This window comes from Parabacteroides merdae ATCC 43184, assembly GCF_025151215.1.
Classification (GTDB): domain Bacteria; phylum Bacteroidota; class Bacteroidia; order Bacteroidales; family Tannerellaceae; genus Parabacteroides; species Parabacteroides merdae.
This window is the reverse complement of the sequence record NZ_CP102286.1, coordinates 265829-281861: the sequence shown is the minus strand read 5'-3', so window position 1 is coordinate 281861 and position 16033 is coordinate 265829. Positions and strand designations below refer to the sequence as shown.

At 45.9% G+C, this 16033-nt stretch carries 8 protein-coding genes; all 8 read right to left on the bottom strand.

Annotation, left to right across the window (positions count from 1 at the left end):
- Positions 1-224 precede the first annotated feature (224 nt).
- Positions 225-1385: an N-acetylglucosamine-6-phosphate deacetylase gene (gene nagA, locus NQ542_RS01025; protein ID WP_005641229.1), complete on the bottom strand. Its 1161-nt coding sequence runs from the start codon at positions 1383-1385 to the stop codon at positions 225-227.
- 3 nt (positions 1386-1388) lie between these two features.
- Positions 1389-2555: an N-acetylglucosamine-6-phosphate deacetylase gene (nagA, locus tag NQ542_RS01020; protein ID WP_005641231.1), complete on the bottom strand. Its 1167-nt coding sequence runs from the start codon at positions 2553-2555 to the stop codon at positions 1389-1391.
- A gap of 432 nt (positions 2556-2987) precedes the next feature.
- Positions 2988-4934 (bottom strand): ABC-F family ATP-binding cassette domain-containing protein, encoded by a 1947-nt coding sequence (locus NQ542_RS01015; protein WP_005641232.1) that lies wholly within the window; start codon positions 4932-4934, stop codon positions 2988-2990.
- 76 nt (positions 4935-5010) lie between these two features.
- Positions 5011-6396 (bottom strand): sulfatase family protein, encoded by a 1386-nt coding sequence (locus tag NQ542_RS01010; protein ID WP_005651200.1) that lies wholly within the window; start codon positions 6394-6396, stop codon positions 5011-5013.
- 23 nt (positions 6397-6419) lie between these two features.
- Complete coding sequence (locus tag NQ542_RS01005) at positions 6420-7460, bottom strand: glycoside hydrolase family protein (RefSeq protein ID WP_195565091.1); 1041 nt, start codon at positions 7458-7460, stop codon at positions 6420-6422.
- Positions 7461-7498: 38 nt separating this feature from the next.
- On the bottom strand, positions 7499-10411 hold the full coding sequence (locus NQ542_RS01000; RefSeq protein ID WP_005651198.1) for a glycoside hydrolase family 2 TIM barrel-domain containing protein: 2913 nt from the start codon (positions 10409-10411) through the stop codon (positions 7499-7501).
- A 93-nt stretch (positions 10412-10504) separates the two neighbouring features.
- Positions 10505-12127: a RagB/SusD family nutrient uptake outer membrane protein gene (locus NQ542_RS00995; RefSeq protein WP_005641239.1), complete on the bottom strand. Its 1623-nt coding sequence runs from the start codon at positions 12125-12127 to the stop codon at positions 10505-10507.
- Positions 12128-12166: 39 nt separating this feature from the next.
- Positions 12167-15286, bottom strand: a complete 3120-nt coding sequence (locus NQ542_RS00990) for a SusC/RagA family TonB-linked outer membrane protein (RefSeq protein ID WP_005651195.1) — start codon at positions 15284-15286, stop codon at positions 12167-12169.
- Positions 15287-16033: the final 747 nt, after the last annotated feature.

Sequence of the window (16033 nt, the reverse complement as noted above, 5' to 3'; positions counted from 1 at the left end):
AATAAATAAACGAACTTAGCTTTACAGAGCATTTAAAAAATCAATACGGTTATAGGAAATATTGATATTACGGATTTTGGCAGAGATGAATCAAATGTATCATTTAAGAACCAGGTTCGCGGATGACACGGATCGGACGGATCTTAACGGATAAAATAATTCCAATCCGTTTTATCCGCGTCATCCACAAACCTGTTCTTCATTCTTTATCAGTTCTAATCTTCTTAAAACAGCGTATTGGCAGCCGGAACCAGGTTTCCCATCGACCAAACGGCACGGACAGTCAAGTTACGGTCCAGGATGATGATGTCGGCATCTTTTCCGCGCTGCAACGTACCCGTACGGTCGGATACCCCCATCAGGCGTGCCGGAGTTTCGGAAGCCATGCGAACGGCATCGGCCAACGGGACATTGGCTTTTTGAACCATCGTGCGGACCAGCACATCCATCGTAGCGATACTTCCGGCAAGCGAAGAATGGTCGGCCAACTTGCAAACACCATCTTCAATGATAATACGTGAGCCTTCGTCCGGTTTCACATCGCTTGCAGCATAAGACAACGCATCGGTTACCAGGCACGTGCGTTCCACACCTTTCAGCTTATACACCAAGCGAAGAATCGTAGAAGGCAAATGTTTACCGTCGGCAATTACTTCCACCGTCATATCATCCATCAGGAAAACACTTTCCACCGTTCCTTCGTATTTATATTCACGACGCTTGTGGAAACCGGGCATTGCGTTGTAGAACTGTGCCGCATGGGTAAAACCCGCCGCATAGGCTTCTTTGATATCCTCGAATTCGGCTTCCGTATGCGTAATGGCAGCCAGGATACCTTTCGACCTGAGATAACGGGCGAAATCATGCGCACCCGGCAATTCAGGACTGGCATCCCAACGCTTAATACAGTTCGTACTTTCCAGGATAGACATATATTCTTCCTTATCCGGATTTTTCACATCATAAAGGTTACCGGCCATCTTGGCATTCAGATACGGTCCTTCCACATGAAGTCCCAATACGGGACCGTCCTTTTCCGCCATCAGCTTCTCGCAAATGGAGACTGCCTTGCAGATCGATTCTTTAGGAGAAGACGACAAAGTGGGAAAAATAGTAGTCGCACCGTGTTTCATATGGGCGGCAATAGCACTATGGAAGGCTTCTTCCGTACATTCCTTAAAATCATGGCCGCCTCCGCCATGCACGTTCATGGCTACGAAACCGGGAATGATATACATACCCTTGGCATCCACCACCTTGGCGCCGATAACAGCCAGGTCGCTGTTCGTCACTTCCAGAATCTTTCCGTCGCTAATCAATACGGAGCCATCCTTCAACCATCCCTGAGGGGTAAGGATCTGGCCATTTATTATTTGTGTCAGCATAAATCAAAACAGTTTATTCGTTCCTTCCACTAATTTACCCATCGCCCAGACAGCACGGACATTCAAGTCCTTATCCAGAATCTGGATGTCCGCATCCTTACCTCGCTGCAAAGACCCCTTACGGTCGTAAACACCCATGATGCGTGCCGGAGTTTCAGAAGCCATGCGAACGGCATCTTCCAACGGGATCTCGGCTTTCTGAACCATCGTACGGATCAGGCGGTCCATAGTCGCAATGCTGCCGGCAAGAGCAGAACGGTCGGCCAGCTTGCAAACACCGTCTTCGATGATCACACGCGGGTCAAACGCCGTCTGGCTGTCACTTGCGGCGCAAGCCAGCGCATCGGTGATCAGACAAGTACGTTCCACGCCTTTGATCTTATAGACCAGACGAAGGATCGTCGGAGGCACATGGATACCGTCGGCAACCACCTCGACCGTCATGTCGTCGATCAGATAAATACTCTCGACCGTACCTTCATATTTATATTCACGACGTTTGTGGAAACCGGGCATCGCATTGTAGAAGTGCGTGGCATGGGTATATCCGGCTTCGTAGGCAGTCTGAATATCCTCGTATTCGGCTTGCGTATGACCGACAGATGCCAACACGCCTTTCGAGGTGACGTATTTACCGAACTGCATGGCACCCGGCAATTCGGGAGCGGCATCCCAACGTTTGATGCAATGTGTCTCTTCCAACAGGGGAATGTATTCTTCCGGATCCGGATTCTTGATATTTTCCGGCAACTGCCCGCCGGCCATCTTCATGTTGAAGTAATGCCCTTCCAGATGAAGCCCCAGGACAGGACTGTCTTTTTCCGCCATCAACTTTTCAGTCGTTGCAGCTGCTTCGCGGATCATCGGGATGGTCGAGGATGACAATGTGGGGAAAATACTGGTCGTACCATGCTGCATGTGAGCGGCTACCGCTGCCCGGAACGCTTCTTCGGTACCTTCCATAAAGTCACGGCCTCCACCGCCGTGAACATGGATTTCTACTCCGCCCGGCACGATATACATGCCTTTAGCGTCTATCAAAGTGGCTCCTACCACTGCCAGATCGCAGTTAGTCACTTCCAAAATCTTGTTATCGCTTATCAGAACAGAACCGTCTTTCAACCAGCCCTGTGGGGTAAGGATCTTGCCATTTATAATCTGAGTTAACATAGCGCAAGAATTAAGTTTGTGTTTTTTAGTTTTAAGTAGGCAAAGGTAGGAAGATTTTCTAAAGAGAGTTAAAAACCAAGCGTTAATATTTACTTTTTCAAAACAGAGAGAGCAAGTCGGTCCAGGAAGGTTTTATTTAAGTGACAATAGCCATGCTTCTATTGTCAAACAGCCCAATCATTGACCTTTTGCCCTTGGTCGAAGATCTTTTCGCCCTTGGTCAAAAGCCCTTTCGACACTTGTCAAAAGCCTTTTCGACTAAGGGCGAAAAGTAAAAGAATGGTAGTAATGGCAGTAAATATCTGTGTATTTGTTTATTAGTTATAATTACAGTATCCTTATTTTAGCAGGATCGGAAATCCGCGCAATCCATGCTTAAATAGCAGGACTGCAAATCATCATTTATGATTCGTATCTACCAAGAATCGACTGCTAACTATTGGCTGCATTCAGTTCTTCCAGTTCGAGGGTCTGTTCCGTCCAGAGATCCATCGTGTCGGAAAGTTTCTTCTTCAATTCGGAATATTCGGTATATAAGGAAACATCCGCCGCCCCTTCGGGAGTGGCGAGCTTGGCCTCGATAGCAGCAATGGAGTTTTCGAGTTCCGTTATTTTCTTTTCGGATTCGGCTATCGCTTTTTCAACCTTCTTGATTGCCTTGCTTTGTTCCTTGCGGGCTTCATAAGAGAGCTTGTTTCGGGTCGGCTCCGAAGCGTTTCCTTCCATAGAGGTTGTCGTTTGGGTGGAACGTTCCAATTCGCACAAACTATCCATCTTCTTATGTTCCAGGAAATCATAAATACCTCCCAAATGTTCGATCACCCGTTTATTTCCGAATTCATAAACCTTGTCTACCAGTCCATCCAGGAATTCACGGTCGTGCGAGACGACGATAACCGTACCGTCAAACTCTTTCAAAGCATCTTTCAGCACATCTTTCGAACGCATGTCCAAATGGTTGGTCGGTTCGTCGAGGATCAACAGGTTCACCGGTTCCAACAACAGACGGATCATGGCCAGACGGGTCTTTTCTCCACCAGACAATACCTTCACTTTCTTGTCCGACGCTTCTCCACCGAACATGAAAGCCCCCAATATGTCCCGTATCTTCAGACGGATGTCCCCCTGTGCCACGTAATCCACCGTATCGAAAACGGTCATATTCTCATCCAGCAACTGTGCCTGGTTCTGTGCAAAATAGCCGATCTTCACATTATGCCCCAACTGAAGCTTTCCTGTAAAATCGGTGATCTCTCCCATTATGCATTTAACCAGCGTGGACTTACCTTCACCGTTCTTGCCGACAAAAGCGACTTTGTCTCCGCGGCTAATAGTGAAAGTGGCATGCTCGAAAATCAGATGGTCGCCATAGCGCTTGGCCACATCTTCCGCAATCACCGGATAGGAACCGGAACGGGGAGCCGGAGGGAATTTCAGGCTCAACATAGCCGTATCCACTTCGTCCACCTCTATGCGTTCAACCTTTTCCAATTGTTTGATACGGGATTGCACCTGCACGGACTTGGTCGCTTTATAGCGGAAACGCTCGATGAAAGCTTCCGTATCGGCCAATTTCTTCTGCTGGTTTTCAAAGGCACGAAGTTGTTGTTCGCGGCGCTCTTTACGCAATTCCACATATTCGGAGTATTTTACCTTATAGTCATAAATCTTCCCAAGCTCTATCTCTATCGTCCGGAAAGTCGTATTATCGATAAACGCCCGGTCATGTGAAACAAGGATCACCGCATTGGCACGTGTCGCAATGAAGTTTTCAAGCCATTGGATGGACTCTATATCCAAATGGTTGGTCGGCTCGTCCAGCAGCAGGACATCCGGCTTGCGGAGCAGGAGCTTGGCAAGCTCGATACGCATGCGCCATCCCCCGCTGAACTCGGAGGTCGGCCGGTCGAAATCCTCACGGCTAAATCCCAAGCCGATCAACGTCCGTTCCAACTCGGCATGGTAATTGTTGCCGCCCATCATCTGGAAATGTTCCGTCAGATGCGTGACACGGTCTATGAGGTTCTGATACGATTCCGTTTCATAATCTGTCCGTTCGGCCAGTTGTTGGTTCAGCCGTTCTATCTCCTTTTCCATCTCATGGATATGCTCGAAGGCATGTTCCGCCTCTTCGCGTACCGTCTGTGTATCCGCCAGCTTCATCTGCTGGGGAAGATAACCGATCGTCGTCTCCTTCGGTACGCTGACCGTCCCGGAGGTAGGAGACTGCAAGCCGGCAAATATTTTCAGCATCGTCGATTTTCCCGCACCGTTCTTTCCCACCAGTGCGATACGATCCTTCTTATTTACCACAAACGAAACATCATCAAAAAGCGTAAACCCGCCAAACTCAACTGTAAGTCCTTCAACAGAAATCATATTTTTTCTCTTTTATGGCTGCAAAGATACAATTTATCCATAAAAAAAGCCTCGACTTTATGCCGAGGCTTTTTTATCAAAGATCCTGTGCCGTCCTTATCTCGTTTTTCATCAAACGTTCATGCAGGCCGTTTGTGATTTCGGCCCAACCCTCTTCTATCCAAAGGGGATCTTTGCAACAGGCCTGCTCCCATTCGCTCAACTGCTCCATGAGTTCCCGTGCCTTCTCCGGCTCGGAAGATAAAAGATCGTGCATCTCTTCCACGTCCTGATCCATATTATACAGGACGGAATCGACACCACGAGTAATGATCAACTTGTACGAACCGGAACGGATGGCCCGTGTATCCATCTTACGCCAGAATAAGGCTTCATGCGGATTACCGCTTTTTTCCCCGGAAAGATACGGTAACAGGGAGACACCGTCGATCGGCTTGTGCAATCCTTCTTCCGGAATGTCCAACGCATCCACCACTGTGGCAAAAATGTCCAGCGAAGAAGTCAGCCCGGTGAAACGTTGGTCCCGCTTGAAACGATCGCCCCAAACGACAAAGAACGGAACCCGTTGTCCGCCTTCGAACTTATTTCCCTTGAAGCCTTTCAACGGAAGGTTGGAGGACTGGTTGGTCGTGGAACCGCCATTGTCGCTCAAAAAGAATATAATCGTATTGTCGAACTTGCCCGCCGCTTTCAGTTCGTCCACAATCTTGCCGACACCACGATCCAGCGCATACATCATAGCCGCATACTTCTGGCGGGGCTGTCCTTCGAAACGCGCCAAATCTTCTTCCGTCGCTTCATTGGGAGAATGGGGAGCGGTAAAGGACATATACAGCATAAAGGGCTGCTCGCTCTCCGTAACAAACTGCTGTGCCTTAGAAGCCAGTTCATCGGTGAAGTAACCGTCGAAAGACAGTTTCCGCCCGTTGTACTGGTATTGTTGCAGGTTGCCATCCTTATCACTGGTTTCAGGATCATAGAAATAAGAACGATGGCCGGCCAAAAGCCCGTAGAACGTATCGAAGCCTTTCGCATTCGGACGCTGGGAGGGTTCGGAGCCCAAATGCCATTTTCCGATACAGCCCGTACGGTAGTCATACCGTTTCAACAAAGCCGGAAGCAATTCTTCATCGTCAGGAAGGCCATCTCCCGGCTTATCCAGGTTACATTCATATCCGTAGCGTTGTCCGTAGCGGCCCGTCAGCATCATGGATCGCGAAGGGCTGCTCACCGTCGCCGCCACATGAGCATCCGTAAAGATACACCCTTCGGCTGCCAGGCGGTCGATGTTAGGTGTCTGGATATCCGTCGCCCCCATAAATCCAAAATCCGCATATCCGGCATCATCCGCAAGCAGGATCAGGATATTCGGTCTTTGCGCCTCTTCATCCTGTCCGGACGAGCAAGAAGCCAATCCGGTGATTGCCCCTAAAGAAACAACAAACAAACGATCTATTTTCATTTTATACATCTTTTTATTCCCGTTTACTTCTTCTTCCGCTCGATAGGTGACGGGACTTTCTTTGCATACTTATCCCGGTCGCAAACAATCTTTCCATCCACATATTCCAATTCGGCTATCTGGATAGAGGCACGATGATAGTTCCAAGTATTTTCTTCCACTTCCATACCGTCCATTTTATACGTCCGTCCCGGATGGGTGAAATAGAAAATAAAAGCACGGTCTCCGATCACAACGACATCGCAATGCCTTCCCTGGTCGAAATCGTCCGGACGGAGGCCCGGTTTGTTCAGGATTGTCGAATTATAGGTCCAGTTAGTCGCATCGTCCGATTCGTAACAGTGCAAGCCGACATATCCCAGATTACATTCGTCGATGATGTTCCAGTATTTATTTTTCCAATAAAAGACGATCGGCCCCTCATGCGGGACATCGTCAATCTCACATTTGCCGGTTACCTTCCAAGTCGTCAAATCCTTGCTCACACCCGTATTCGTCTTGGAATCGGGGGTCTTGTACCACATCTTCCATGTTCCGTCCGGCATCTGAAACGCCGAAGCGTCGATACAACCATGTGTACCTTCTATTTCCTCCACCAGATCCCAGTTCATCAGATCCTTGCTTTTGTAAAAGACAAGCCGGGCATCACCTCCCCAGAAAGGATGAATACCGGGGATAAAGGTCACGATCATGTAATAAGTGTCCTTATGCTTGAACACATCGGGAGCCCAGAAAGTGCTCTGTCCTTGCATGGGTTCCGGCAGGTTCGCTGTCCCGACATAATACCAGTTTTTACCGTTGTTCTTGGTTGCCGCGATCCCGACTTTACTGCCATATACACAGGCCACTTCCTGCAAGTTAGGGACATTGGCACGGCGTTGCGTGTAGAACATCCACCATTCCTGCCGCTCCGTGTTCCATTCGAGCGTCGGGTCGGTAGGGCCGTCATAGATAGGACAACGGAACAAAGGAGCCGGCGCATGCTCAATGTCGAACGGCTTGTCTTGTGCAAAAAGGCTTGTCCCGTAGAACAGGACTGCCAACATATATACTATTCTTTTCATGCTATTCAGATTAGACGCGTTATACATTATATAATATATTAATAGAGCGAGATTTCCCCCAGGCCGGCACGCCCTTCGGAAACATTCTCGATTGTCAAGCGGAGATATTTCACTTCCCGGTCAACCGTCATCGGCTTAAATTCCCAGCCCGTACATTCACGCTCATACAAGAGTTCCCACCGTTCGCCATCCTCAGAAGTCTCTACCTTATGCTTATAGGAAGAACTGTCTTTCTGGAAAAGGATACGGCTGGCAGCCACGTATGTCGGACGGTCCAGCATCAAAGTGACTACCTGTGGCAACCGGTCTTCTCCGGCAATCCACCAAGTATGATCGTCATTGTCGATTATATTGGAAGCAGGATACCCGTCCTGGCTGCTTCCAACCTGAACCGACGCGATTTTCAGGCGAGGTTTCTCCAAGATACGCTTCTGCCAGGAAGAAGGTTTTACCACAACATTGTCTTCCTCTTTCCCCGTAAACAGAGCATGTTTTCCATCAGGCAGAGACTTCCCTTCAAACGGCTTCGTGCTGATTTCCGCTTCACCGGCGAACAAACCCTCTGCTGTCGCTTTCACCGTAATCTTACCGGCTTTCTTCGTCGTGCGGACAAATGCGAAACCAACGCCACCTTCCACCTTCTGAGGATTGATACCGATACGGCTGATCGTATCTCCGACCAGCACTCCTTCACCAGACACCAGAATCCGGATTTCCTGTCCAGAGTTGTAGATCAAAGAACCGTTCTTGTCACAGACCTTAAAGTAGACAGGAATCATATCCGAGCCGTCGGCAACAGGAACAATGCCATCCGTCTTAATGTCCACAACCAGACGATCGGCTTTTCCCGGAGTGCTCACACTGTGGGTTGCCACAATCTTTCCGTCAACCAGCGCTTCCGCCTTTAACGTTCCAGTTTCATATTCCCCGGCATTAAAGACGAACATTGGACTGCCGCCTTTCTCGACAATCGAACGAAACAGAGGTGTCCGTTCTTCCCGTGTCTGAGTTCCGATCAACTTCTCATTACGATAAAGACGGACTTCGTCGCAGTTGGAAAAAACCGTTATATCTGTTGTAGACGAGGCGAAATCTCCCGAAGCATTATAGGAAGCGATAAAGACCATCGGCCCTTCATACAATCCGGGTTGTGAAACTGCTTTGTCCCTCATACTCTGCAACATGAAGTAGCTGAATTTCGGATACCGGTTGATATCCACCACACCGCTATACATCGTTTCATCCTGGCTGCCCCGTGCATAGTCATTGTAGCTCCAAACGAAATGTCCACCCATATGTGGATTGGCATCCAGCATGCACCAGTCAAAATAGCCTTTACCATTCAACTGCTCGATACGGCTGCGGCACTGGCGCATCTGTTCTTCCTCGCTTTCTTTCAAGCTGACACGTGGCTTTTCGCCCACGCCATCTCCCCATTCGCGGGTAAACAACGGCTTGACTACTATAAAATCTTCCGGATAATTACTCATCACATCCCCGTCTTTCGGGAATTTGGAAACCTGTTTATAAAAGACATCATAATAGGGCTCCATTTCCGCATGCCCGAAGTAATCACCTGCCGTGTACATCTGATCGCCCGGATATTCGGCATGAGACAGTTCGAAAATCTCTTTTGCCAAAGAGACCGGATAACGGGATTCGTTCAAAGCCGTTTCCCAAAGGACAACAGAAGGATGATTCCGGTCACGGCGGATCATCTGGCGTCCGATTTCATACAAACGTTCAATAAAGATTGAATCCGGATTATAGAACTGCCATCCGGGAATACACTCCACCACTAACAGCCCATACCGGTCACACGCCTCCAAGAAAGCCGGATCATTCGGATAATGGGCGGCGCGAACCGCATTATAACCACCCCGTTTCAGGTCGATCACATCCCGTACCTGCATTGAGTTGGAAGCCGCATCCCCAACATTGGCAAAAGCCTGGTGACGGTTGGCTCCGCGCATATACAGTTTTTCACCATTGATAAAGAATCCTTCCTCGGCCGTGTACCGGATCGTACGAATACCGATTTTCCGGGTGGTTTCGTCGAGCACTTTATCTTCCGATAATAATTGCGTACGCAAGGTATAGAGATTAGGCGTATAAGGATGCCATAAAGCAGGCTGGTTAACAAAGAGGTCCTGCTCCACCGTTCTGTCCGATTGCTTGTGCAAGGTGACCGGTGTTTCAGCCTCAGCAATAACGTGGCCAGCCGAATCGACCAGTTGCGAGAAAACAGACAATGTCTGATCTTTATCCGTCAAATTCCGGACATGAGTCGCAAGATGTGCCCTCGCCTTGTCTTTTGTCACTTCGGGATACGTCACAAACTGACCTCCACCGGCAACAATATCTTCCTGCAACGGGTCGGTGATATATACTTTGTCCGTAATCACCATCCGGACATCCCGATAAATCCCACTATAATAATAGAAATCCATTTTGTCCTGCGGCTTTCCCGGAGGTGTCAGCGGGTCCGGCTCGGCAGAGACCCGGACAGCCAGCACATTATTACCGTTCCAATCGATACGGTCCGTAAGGTCTGCGACAAATCCCATATAACCACCATGATGCTCCGTCACTTTTTGGCCGTTCAGATAAACATCGCAATTCGTCATCACTCCTTCAAAAGAGACGACAATCCGTTTATCCTTATACTTCGCAGGCAGTTTGAAATAACGGCGATACCAACCGATCCCGTCATAAATGGAGTTCCCGCCGCAATGTTTCATTTCCAGTTGCATGATATGGGGTAGTGCGACAGGTATCCATCCTGAATCATCCAGATCCGTCCGGCTCCCTTCCACCACATCCCCCCGATAAAAAGCCCAGTCGGTATTCATGTCCAGGACTTCCCGGCCGGAAGAGGAGATACTGCAACTTTGTCCGAATGCAGCACAAATGAACAACAAGATAAAAGAGAAAATTCGATAATGCTTCATGCTATGTTAGTGTTTTTCTGTACAAAGGAAAGGGATATATTGGAAATGATCCAATATATCCCTCTTAAAACATGATAAATATATCAGTTCTTATTAATAACCGTCATTCTGTTTCAATAGCTTGTTTTTATCAAGTGCATCCTGCTTGATCGGTAAATACCGGTTATGAGGAGCGAACGAACGGTTTTCAACTAATTCGACACCACTTATGACTGCACGTTTGTACGGATCTTTTTCATCATAATTGATCGTTCCGGTGAAGCTTTCCAAAGGAGCATTCAATACCGTTTCAGCAACCATCTTGCCACTTGCATCTTTCCAACGAAGAATATCGGCACGACGAAGGCCTTCACCAGCTAACTCGATAGAACGTTCGCGACGAATCAATTCACGCAATGTTTCTTTAGTACCATATTTACTCTGATCTACTTTCGGCATACCTACACGCGTACGAATCTGATCCAACATATCGTATATTTCAGCAGACGGGCCGTTCAATTCGTTCTCAGCTTCCACATATGTCAATAATACTTCTGCATACCGGAAAATGATCGTCTGCGCATTCGAAGACCAAACATCTCCATATTGAGACATCGGAGCCAAATATTTAGCCCAAGTCAAACCCGTCTTCGAAGAGTTGTTGGCCGTACCCGGATGATCCGGATTCGTTTTACCATTCACCTCCTTATCCAATGTGTTAATGATCGTTTCTTCTCCCTTATAATTAACCCAATCCATACCCGGATAAAGAACCGTCATTGCCATACGCGGGTCACGATTTGCAAAAGGATGAACAGGATCGTAACCACTACCAGCCTCTTCTTTTGTCAAACCATTACTCATTTCATACGCATCAATCAGATTTTTGGATGGAACCATAGAAGACCAACCTGCATCCGAATTGTTATACATCGTGGCGATCATCCAATTTGAATACAGATTTTCATCATGTTGCACAGCAGCTATGATTTCTTTCGAATTCTGTCCGCTCACCATAAATATATTTTCAAAGCTCGGATCCAGTTCATACTGTCCTAAATCCATAATAGCTTTTGCAGCCTCTTTCGCACGCTGATAGTCGGCATAATAAAGGGCTGAACGCATCTTGATAGCCAAAGCCGTACCTTTGGCAATATAACCACTTGCGGCAGGAGCATCATCTAACATCGGGATAGCAGCATCCAACTCGTCGTAGATATACTTTTTCACCTCTTCTTCCGTATTGCGGGGAACTTGTGCTTCTTCAGCTGTTTCATAAGAATCGATAATAGGTACACCGCCATACTGCCAGTTCATATTGAAATAAGTATAAGCCCGGATCGTTTTCACCTGACCAATCATATTGTCTTTCTTCTTTGCATCCGCAAATTCAATATTTTGGATATTGGTCAAGAAATCGTTACAACGACGGATCATTCCAAATTTATAATAATCTGCAACTGCGTTGCTGGCAGTCATACTACCATTTCCGATATTCCGATAATTTTCATGGACATGGAAATTGAAACCGAAATCGGAAGCACAATCCCAATACAGAATACCCGTTTCATCAGCCCAACCGTCATAACAACCAATCAAAAACTTTTCAGCATCCTTTTCTGTTTGCCAAGTTGTGCTGGGAGACAGTGCGTCATGGGGAATCGTATCCAAAAAGTCCGAACAGGAAGTCCCGACCAATGCCATCCCGGCCAGCATATATACTAATACACGTTTCATATTTTATTCTTTAATTTTAATCTTAAACAATCGTTCTTATCAGAATGTCACATTCACACCAAAAGCATGTGTCTGAGTTAACGGGAAACTGGAACCGCGTTCATCTCCGATTTCCGGATCCACATTGACAAGCATATTATGGATAGTAAACAGGTTTTCTACAGAGTAGTAGAAACGTACGTTTTCAATTCCAACCGATTTGATCACATTCTTCGGAAGTGTATAACCGAATTGCAGGTTCTTCATACGCAAATAGCTGGAATTCTGCAACCAGAATGTAGACACGACATTAGATGACAGACTCGGAGATGTTACATCATAAGCCACACGTGGCATCGTTGCATCTTTGTTTTCCGGTGTCCAAGCATCCAACCATACAGTTGCCGGATGTGAGTCATCGCCACCGAAATAGCCTGTTACTTCCTGGTTGATCAAACGATGCACGCCAGCCGCGCCCGTAAACAACATGGATAAGTCGAAGCCTTTATAAGCAGCATTCAGATTCAAACCAAACGTAAATTTAGGATCTGAAGAACCTGCAAGGACGCGGTCATCAGCCGTCATTTTACCATCACCGTTTGCATCCTGATAGATCAGATCACCTCCCTTGAACTTTTTAGTTCCAAACGGATAACCTGCCTGTGTGGAATATTTATCCATCCAAGCCTGAGCTGCTTCATCCGATTCAAAGAAACCATCTGCTTTATAAACACGATATGTGTTCAGCGCTTCACCAATCTTACGAACCTTATTGCCATTGTTCGGATCAGCCGTTACACCTCCGGCATCCGGACTCAAACCTAAATCCAATAATTCGTTTTTGTTGTACGAGAAGTTTCCGGTTGCACCAAACGACCAATCCCCCCATTTGTTGTTGTAGCTCAGAATCACTTCAACACCTCGATTGGACATTTCACCTACATTATCTTTATAAGCATCCAAACCAAATTCTGCCGGAACCGGAACATCCATGATAATACCTGTTGTCCTACGGTCATAGTAGTCAAATGTCACATTGATCTTGTTATTGACTGTCGCATCAAAACCAAGTCCCCATGTACGAGATTTTTCCCAAGAGATAGAAGACAGCTTATATGCTTTCTGATAATACCCCGACTGCAAAGCACCTCCTAACGGATAACTTGCATCTAGATTATAGGTATTCATCCAAGGATAATAATCAGTCAATGCATCTTGATTACCCAGTAACCCCCATGATCCGCGAATCTTCAAGTTGTTCAACCAATCTTTCGTATTTTCCATGAAACCTTCTTCACTAATACGCCATGCAGCAGAGAAAGAAGGGAAATATCCCCAACGATTACCATCAGCAAAACGGGAAGAAGCATCAGAACGGATATTACCTTCCAACAAATATTTGCCGGCATAATCATAGTTAATACGTCCGAACCAAGAAATCATCGCCAACTCACGTGTATAGCCATTGTTCTTCTGAGTAGCAGCATCTCCAGCCGCGATATCGGTCAGATCATTAGTCGGGAAATTCTTACGGAACTGCTGGTTATAGGTGTAGTCATACTTTTCCGTATGCCAACCTGCCATTGCTTTCAAACCGTGTTCACCGAATTGTCTGTCAAAATTCAACAATGCATCAAAGTTTGCACGATGCCAACCGGTAAAACGTTCTTCCAAACGATTCGGTTCTGTTTCCTTATTCGGATTGTACTGAATATATTTTTGAAATGCACGATAGTGTTGTTGATTGTTAACATAAGAACCCGTCACTGTTGCAACTAAACCGTCGATGATTTTATAATCGGCAGACAGGGTACCAGAGAAATTCTGATTTTTACGGTCAACAGTTTGGTTAACATCCAACCACGCAAGTGGGTTACCATCTCCAATAGTACCATAAGTACCGTCTTCAGCACGACCTACAATCCACGGAGCAATACGGTTCAACTGACGGATAATCTGATCAGAGCTGGCAGCACTATTCGGATCACCAGTTTCACTTATGCCAGATGCATAAGAAGAAATTGGGTCGGAATAGTCATTCTTGATATATGCCAAATTCAAACGAACCGTCAATCTGGAATTCAGCTTCAGATCCAAATTTGTACGAGCATTAAATTGCTGTCTGTCCGCATTCGGTAAAATACCGGTCTGTCCCAAATAGCCGACAGATCCCATATACTTCGCATTTTCCGTACCACCGCTCACACTTACATTATGAGAATGCTGTACACCGGTTCTATAGGCTTCATCATACCAATCCGTGTTAGGAGAAGTACCATTTCTGAAATTCTCAATATCAGTTTCATTGAAACGGGGATTCAAGCCTTCATCGATCATAGACTGGCTATACAAGCGCGCATAGTCATAAGAGCTGATACGGTCAATCATTTCCGTCGGTTTCTGGAAACCTACATATCCATTATAAGAGATACGTGGTTTACCTGTCTTACCACGTTTTGTCGTAATCAAGATTACACCATTTGACGCCTTCGAACCATAGATCGCAGCAGAAGCAGCATCTTTCAATACAGAAATACTTTCGATATCGTTCGGATCAACCGAGTTCATCGTTCCAGTTTCGATACCATCCACCAAAATATAAGGATCAGCCGTGTTTAATGTACCAACACCACGCACGCGAATCGTACCACCATCCTGTCCGGGACGGCCACCGCCGGAAGTAACCTGAACACCCGGCATAGTACCTTGCAATGCGGTAGAAACGTTCTGAACCGGGCGATTTTCTAACGCTTTGCTGTCAATCTGTGCAACAGCCCCGGTCATGTTCACTTTCTTTTGTGTACCGTAACCGACAACTACGACTTCTTCCAGTTTCTGAGTATCTTCCATCAGATTCACAGTCAAAGTCGCTTGTCCGGTGTACTTGATTTCCTGTGTTACATAACCGATGAAAGAGATTTGAAGAACATCACCGTTATTCACTTCCAAAACAAAGTTACCGTCCATGTCAGTAACCGTACCGTTCGTCGTACCTTTTACGACAACTGAAGCACCTGCTACGGGGCCCAGTACATCATTAACTGTTCCTTTCAAACTTTTCTGTTGCTGAGAAATACCAACTTTAGGAGTTGCTGTCTCATTAGCTGCGAACACTGTTCCTGAGGAACATAAAGCAGCAGACAACAGCAAAAAGCTGACTGGTCTTGCAATTTTCAACATACTAATTGTTTTTTGTTTAATAATAATAGTCACTATATGAATAAGATCCAAGGAGGTGATAACCACCTTACTTATAGATTCTTTACATTCATGGTATGATTCCTAACATCTGTCATACATTTGCCATGCAAATGTATGACATAGTTCTTGTAGGACTACGTCCTTTGACGGGGCAAATGTAATACATTTATTTATTATCTTGCATGTTTTTTTAGAAAAAATTAGCAAGAATACTATTGAATGTATTTTAATACCGTTTTTATACATTGAGACAAATATATTAAAATATTTTACTAATACAAATGATATTAATCGTTATTTTCTTTTACTACCTCTATTCTTTACCCTAAATCCTTTGAAAATTCGACAATATGGTTGTATTGTGCAAGATGCATGAATCCATAGTTTGTTTCATATATATCCCGAAGCTCTCAGGAATTTCAACCAAGTACACATCTTAAAATGTTAATTAACAATTAAGCGTTTCCGAGTGTTATTTTCTAAACCTATCAGATTTTCTTGCTTTTTTTCTATATACTTATTGTATAGATCTAAATTTATATGGATAGATTCTAATCAATAATTTAATTTGCTATGTAATCGTCTGCTTCCCGCTATATATATTACTTTGGTTATAAATAACTGATAAATAGCATGATGGGATAAATATTTCCACATATTAAAGTAATCTGTCTATTAGCTGAAGATTGTATACTTTCCGGTTGATAATCATAGACCACATAACTT

What these genes read in the sequence shown, in the direction of transcription:
- nagA (WP_005641229.1), bottom strand. Translation starts at nt 1,385, where the DNA reads ATGCTGACACAAATAATAAATGGCCAGATCCTTACCCCTCAGGGATGG.
- nagA (WP_005641231.1), bottom strand. Translation starts at nt 2,555, where the DNA reads ATGTTAACTCAGATTATAAATGGCAAGATCCTTACCCCACAGGGCTGG.
- NQ542_RS01015 (WP_005641232.1), bottom strand. Translation starts at nt 4,934, where the DNA reads ATGATTTCTGTTGAAGGACTTACAGTTGAGTTTGGCGGGTTTACGCTT.
- NQ542_RS01010 (WP_005651200.1), bottom strand. Translation starts at nt 6,396, where the DNA reads ATGAAAATAGATCGTTTGTTTGTTGTTTCTTTAGGGGCAATCACCGGA.
- NQ542_RS01005 (WP_195565091.1), bottom strand. Translation starts at nt 7,460, where the DNA reads ATGAAAAGAATAGTATATATGTTGGCAGTCCTGTTCTACGGGACAAGC.
- NQ542_RS01000 (WP_005651198.1), bottom strand. Translation starts at nt 10,411, where the DNA reads ATGAAGCATTATCGAATTTTCTCTTTTATCTTGTTGTTCATTTGTGCT.
- NQ542_RS00995 (WP_005641239.1), bottom strand. Translation starts at nt 12,127, where the DNA reads ATGAAACGTGTATTAGTATATATGCTGGCCGGGATGGCATTGGTCGGG.
- NQ542_RS00990 (WP_005651195.1), bottom strand. Translation starts at nt 15,286, where the DNA reads ATGTTGAAAATTGCAAGACCAGTCAGCTTTTTGCTGTTGTCTGCTGCT.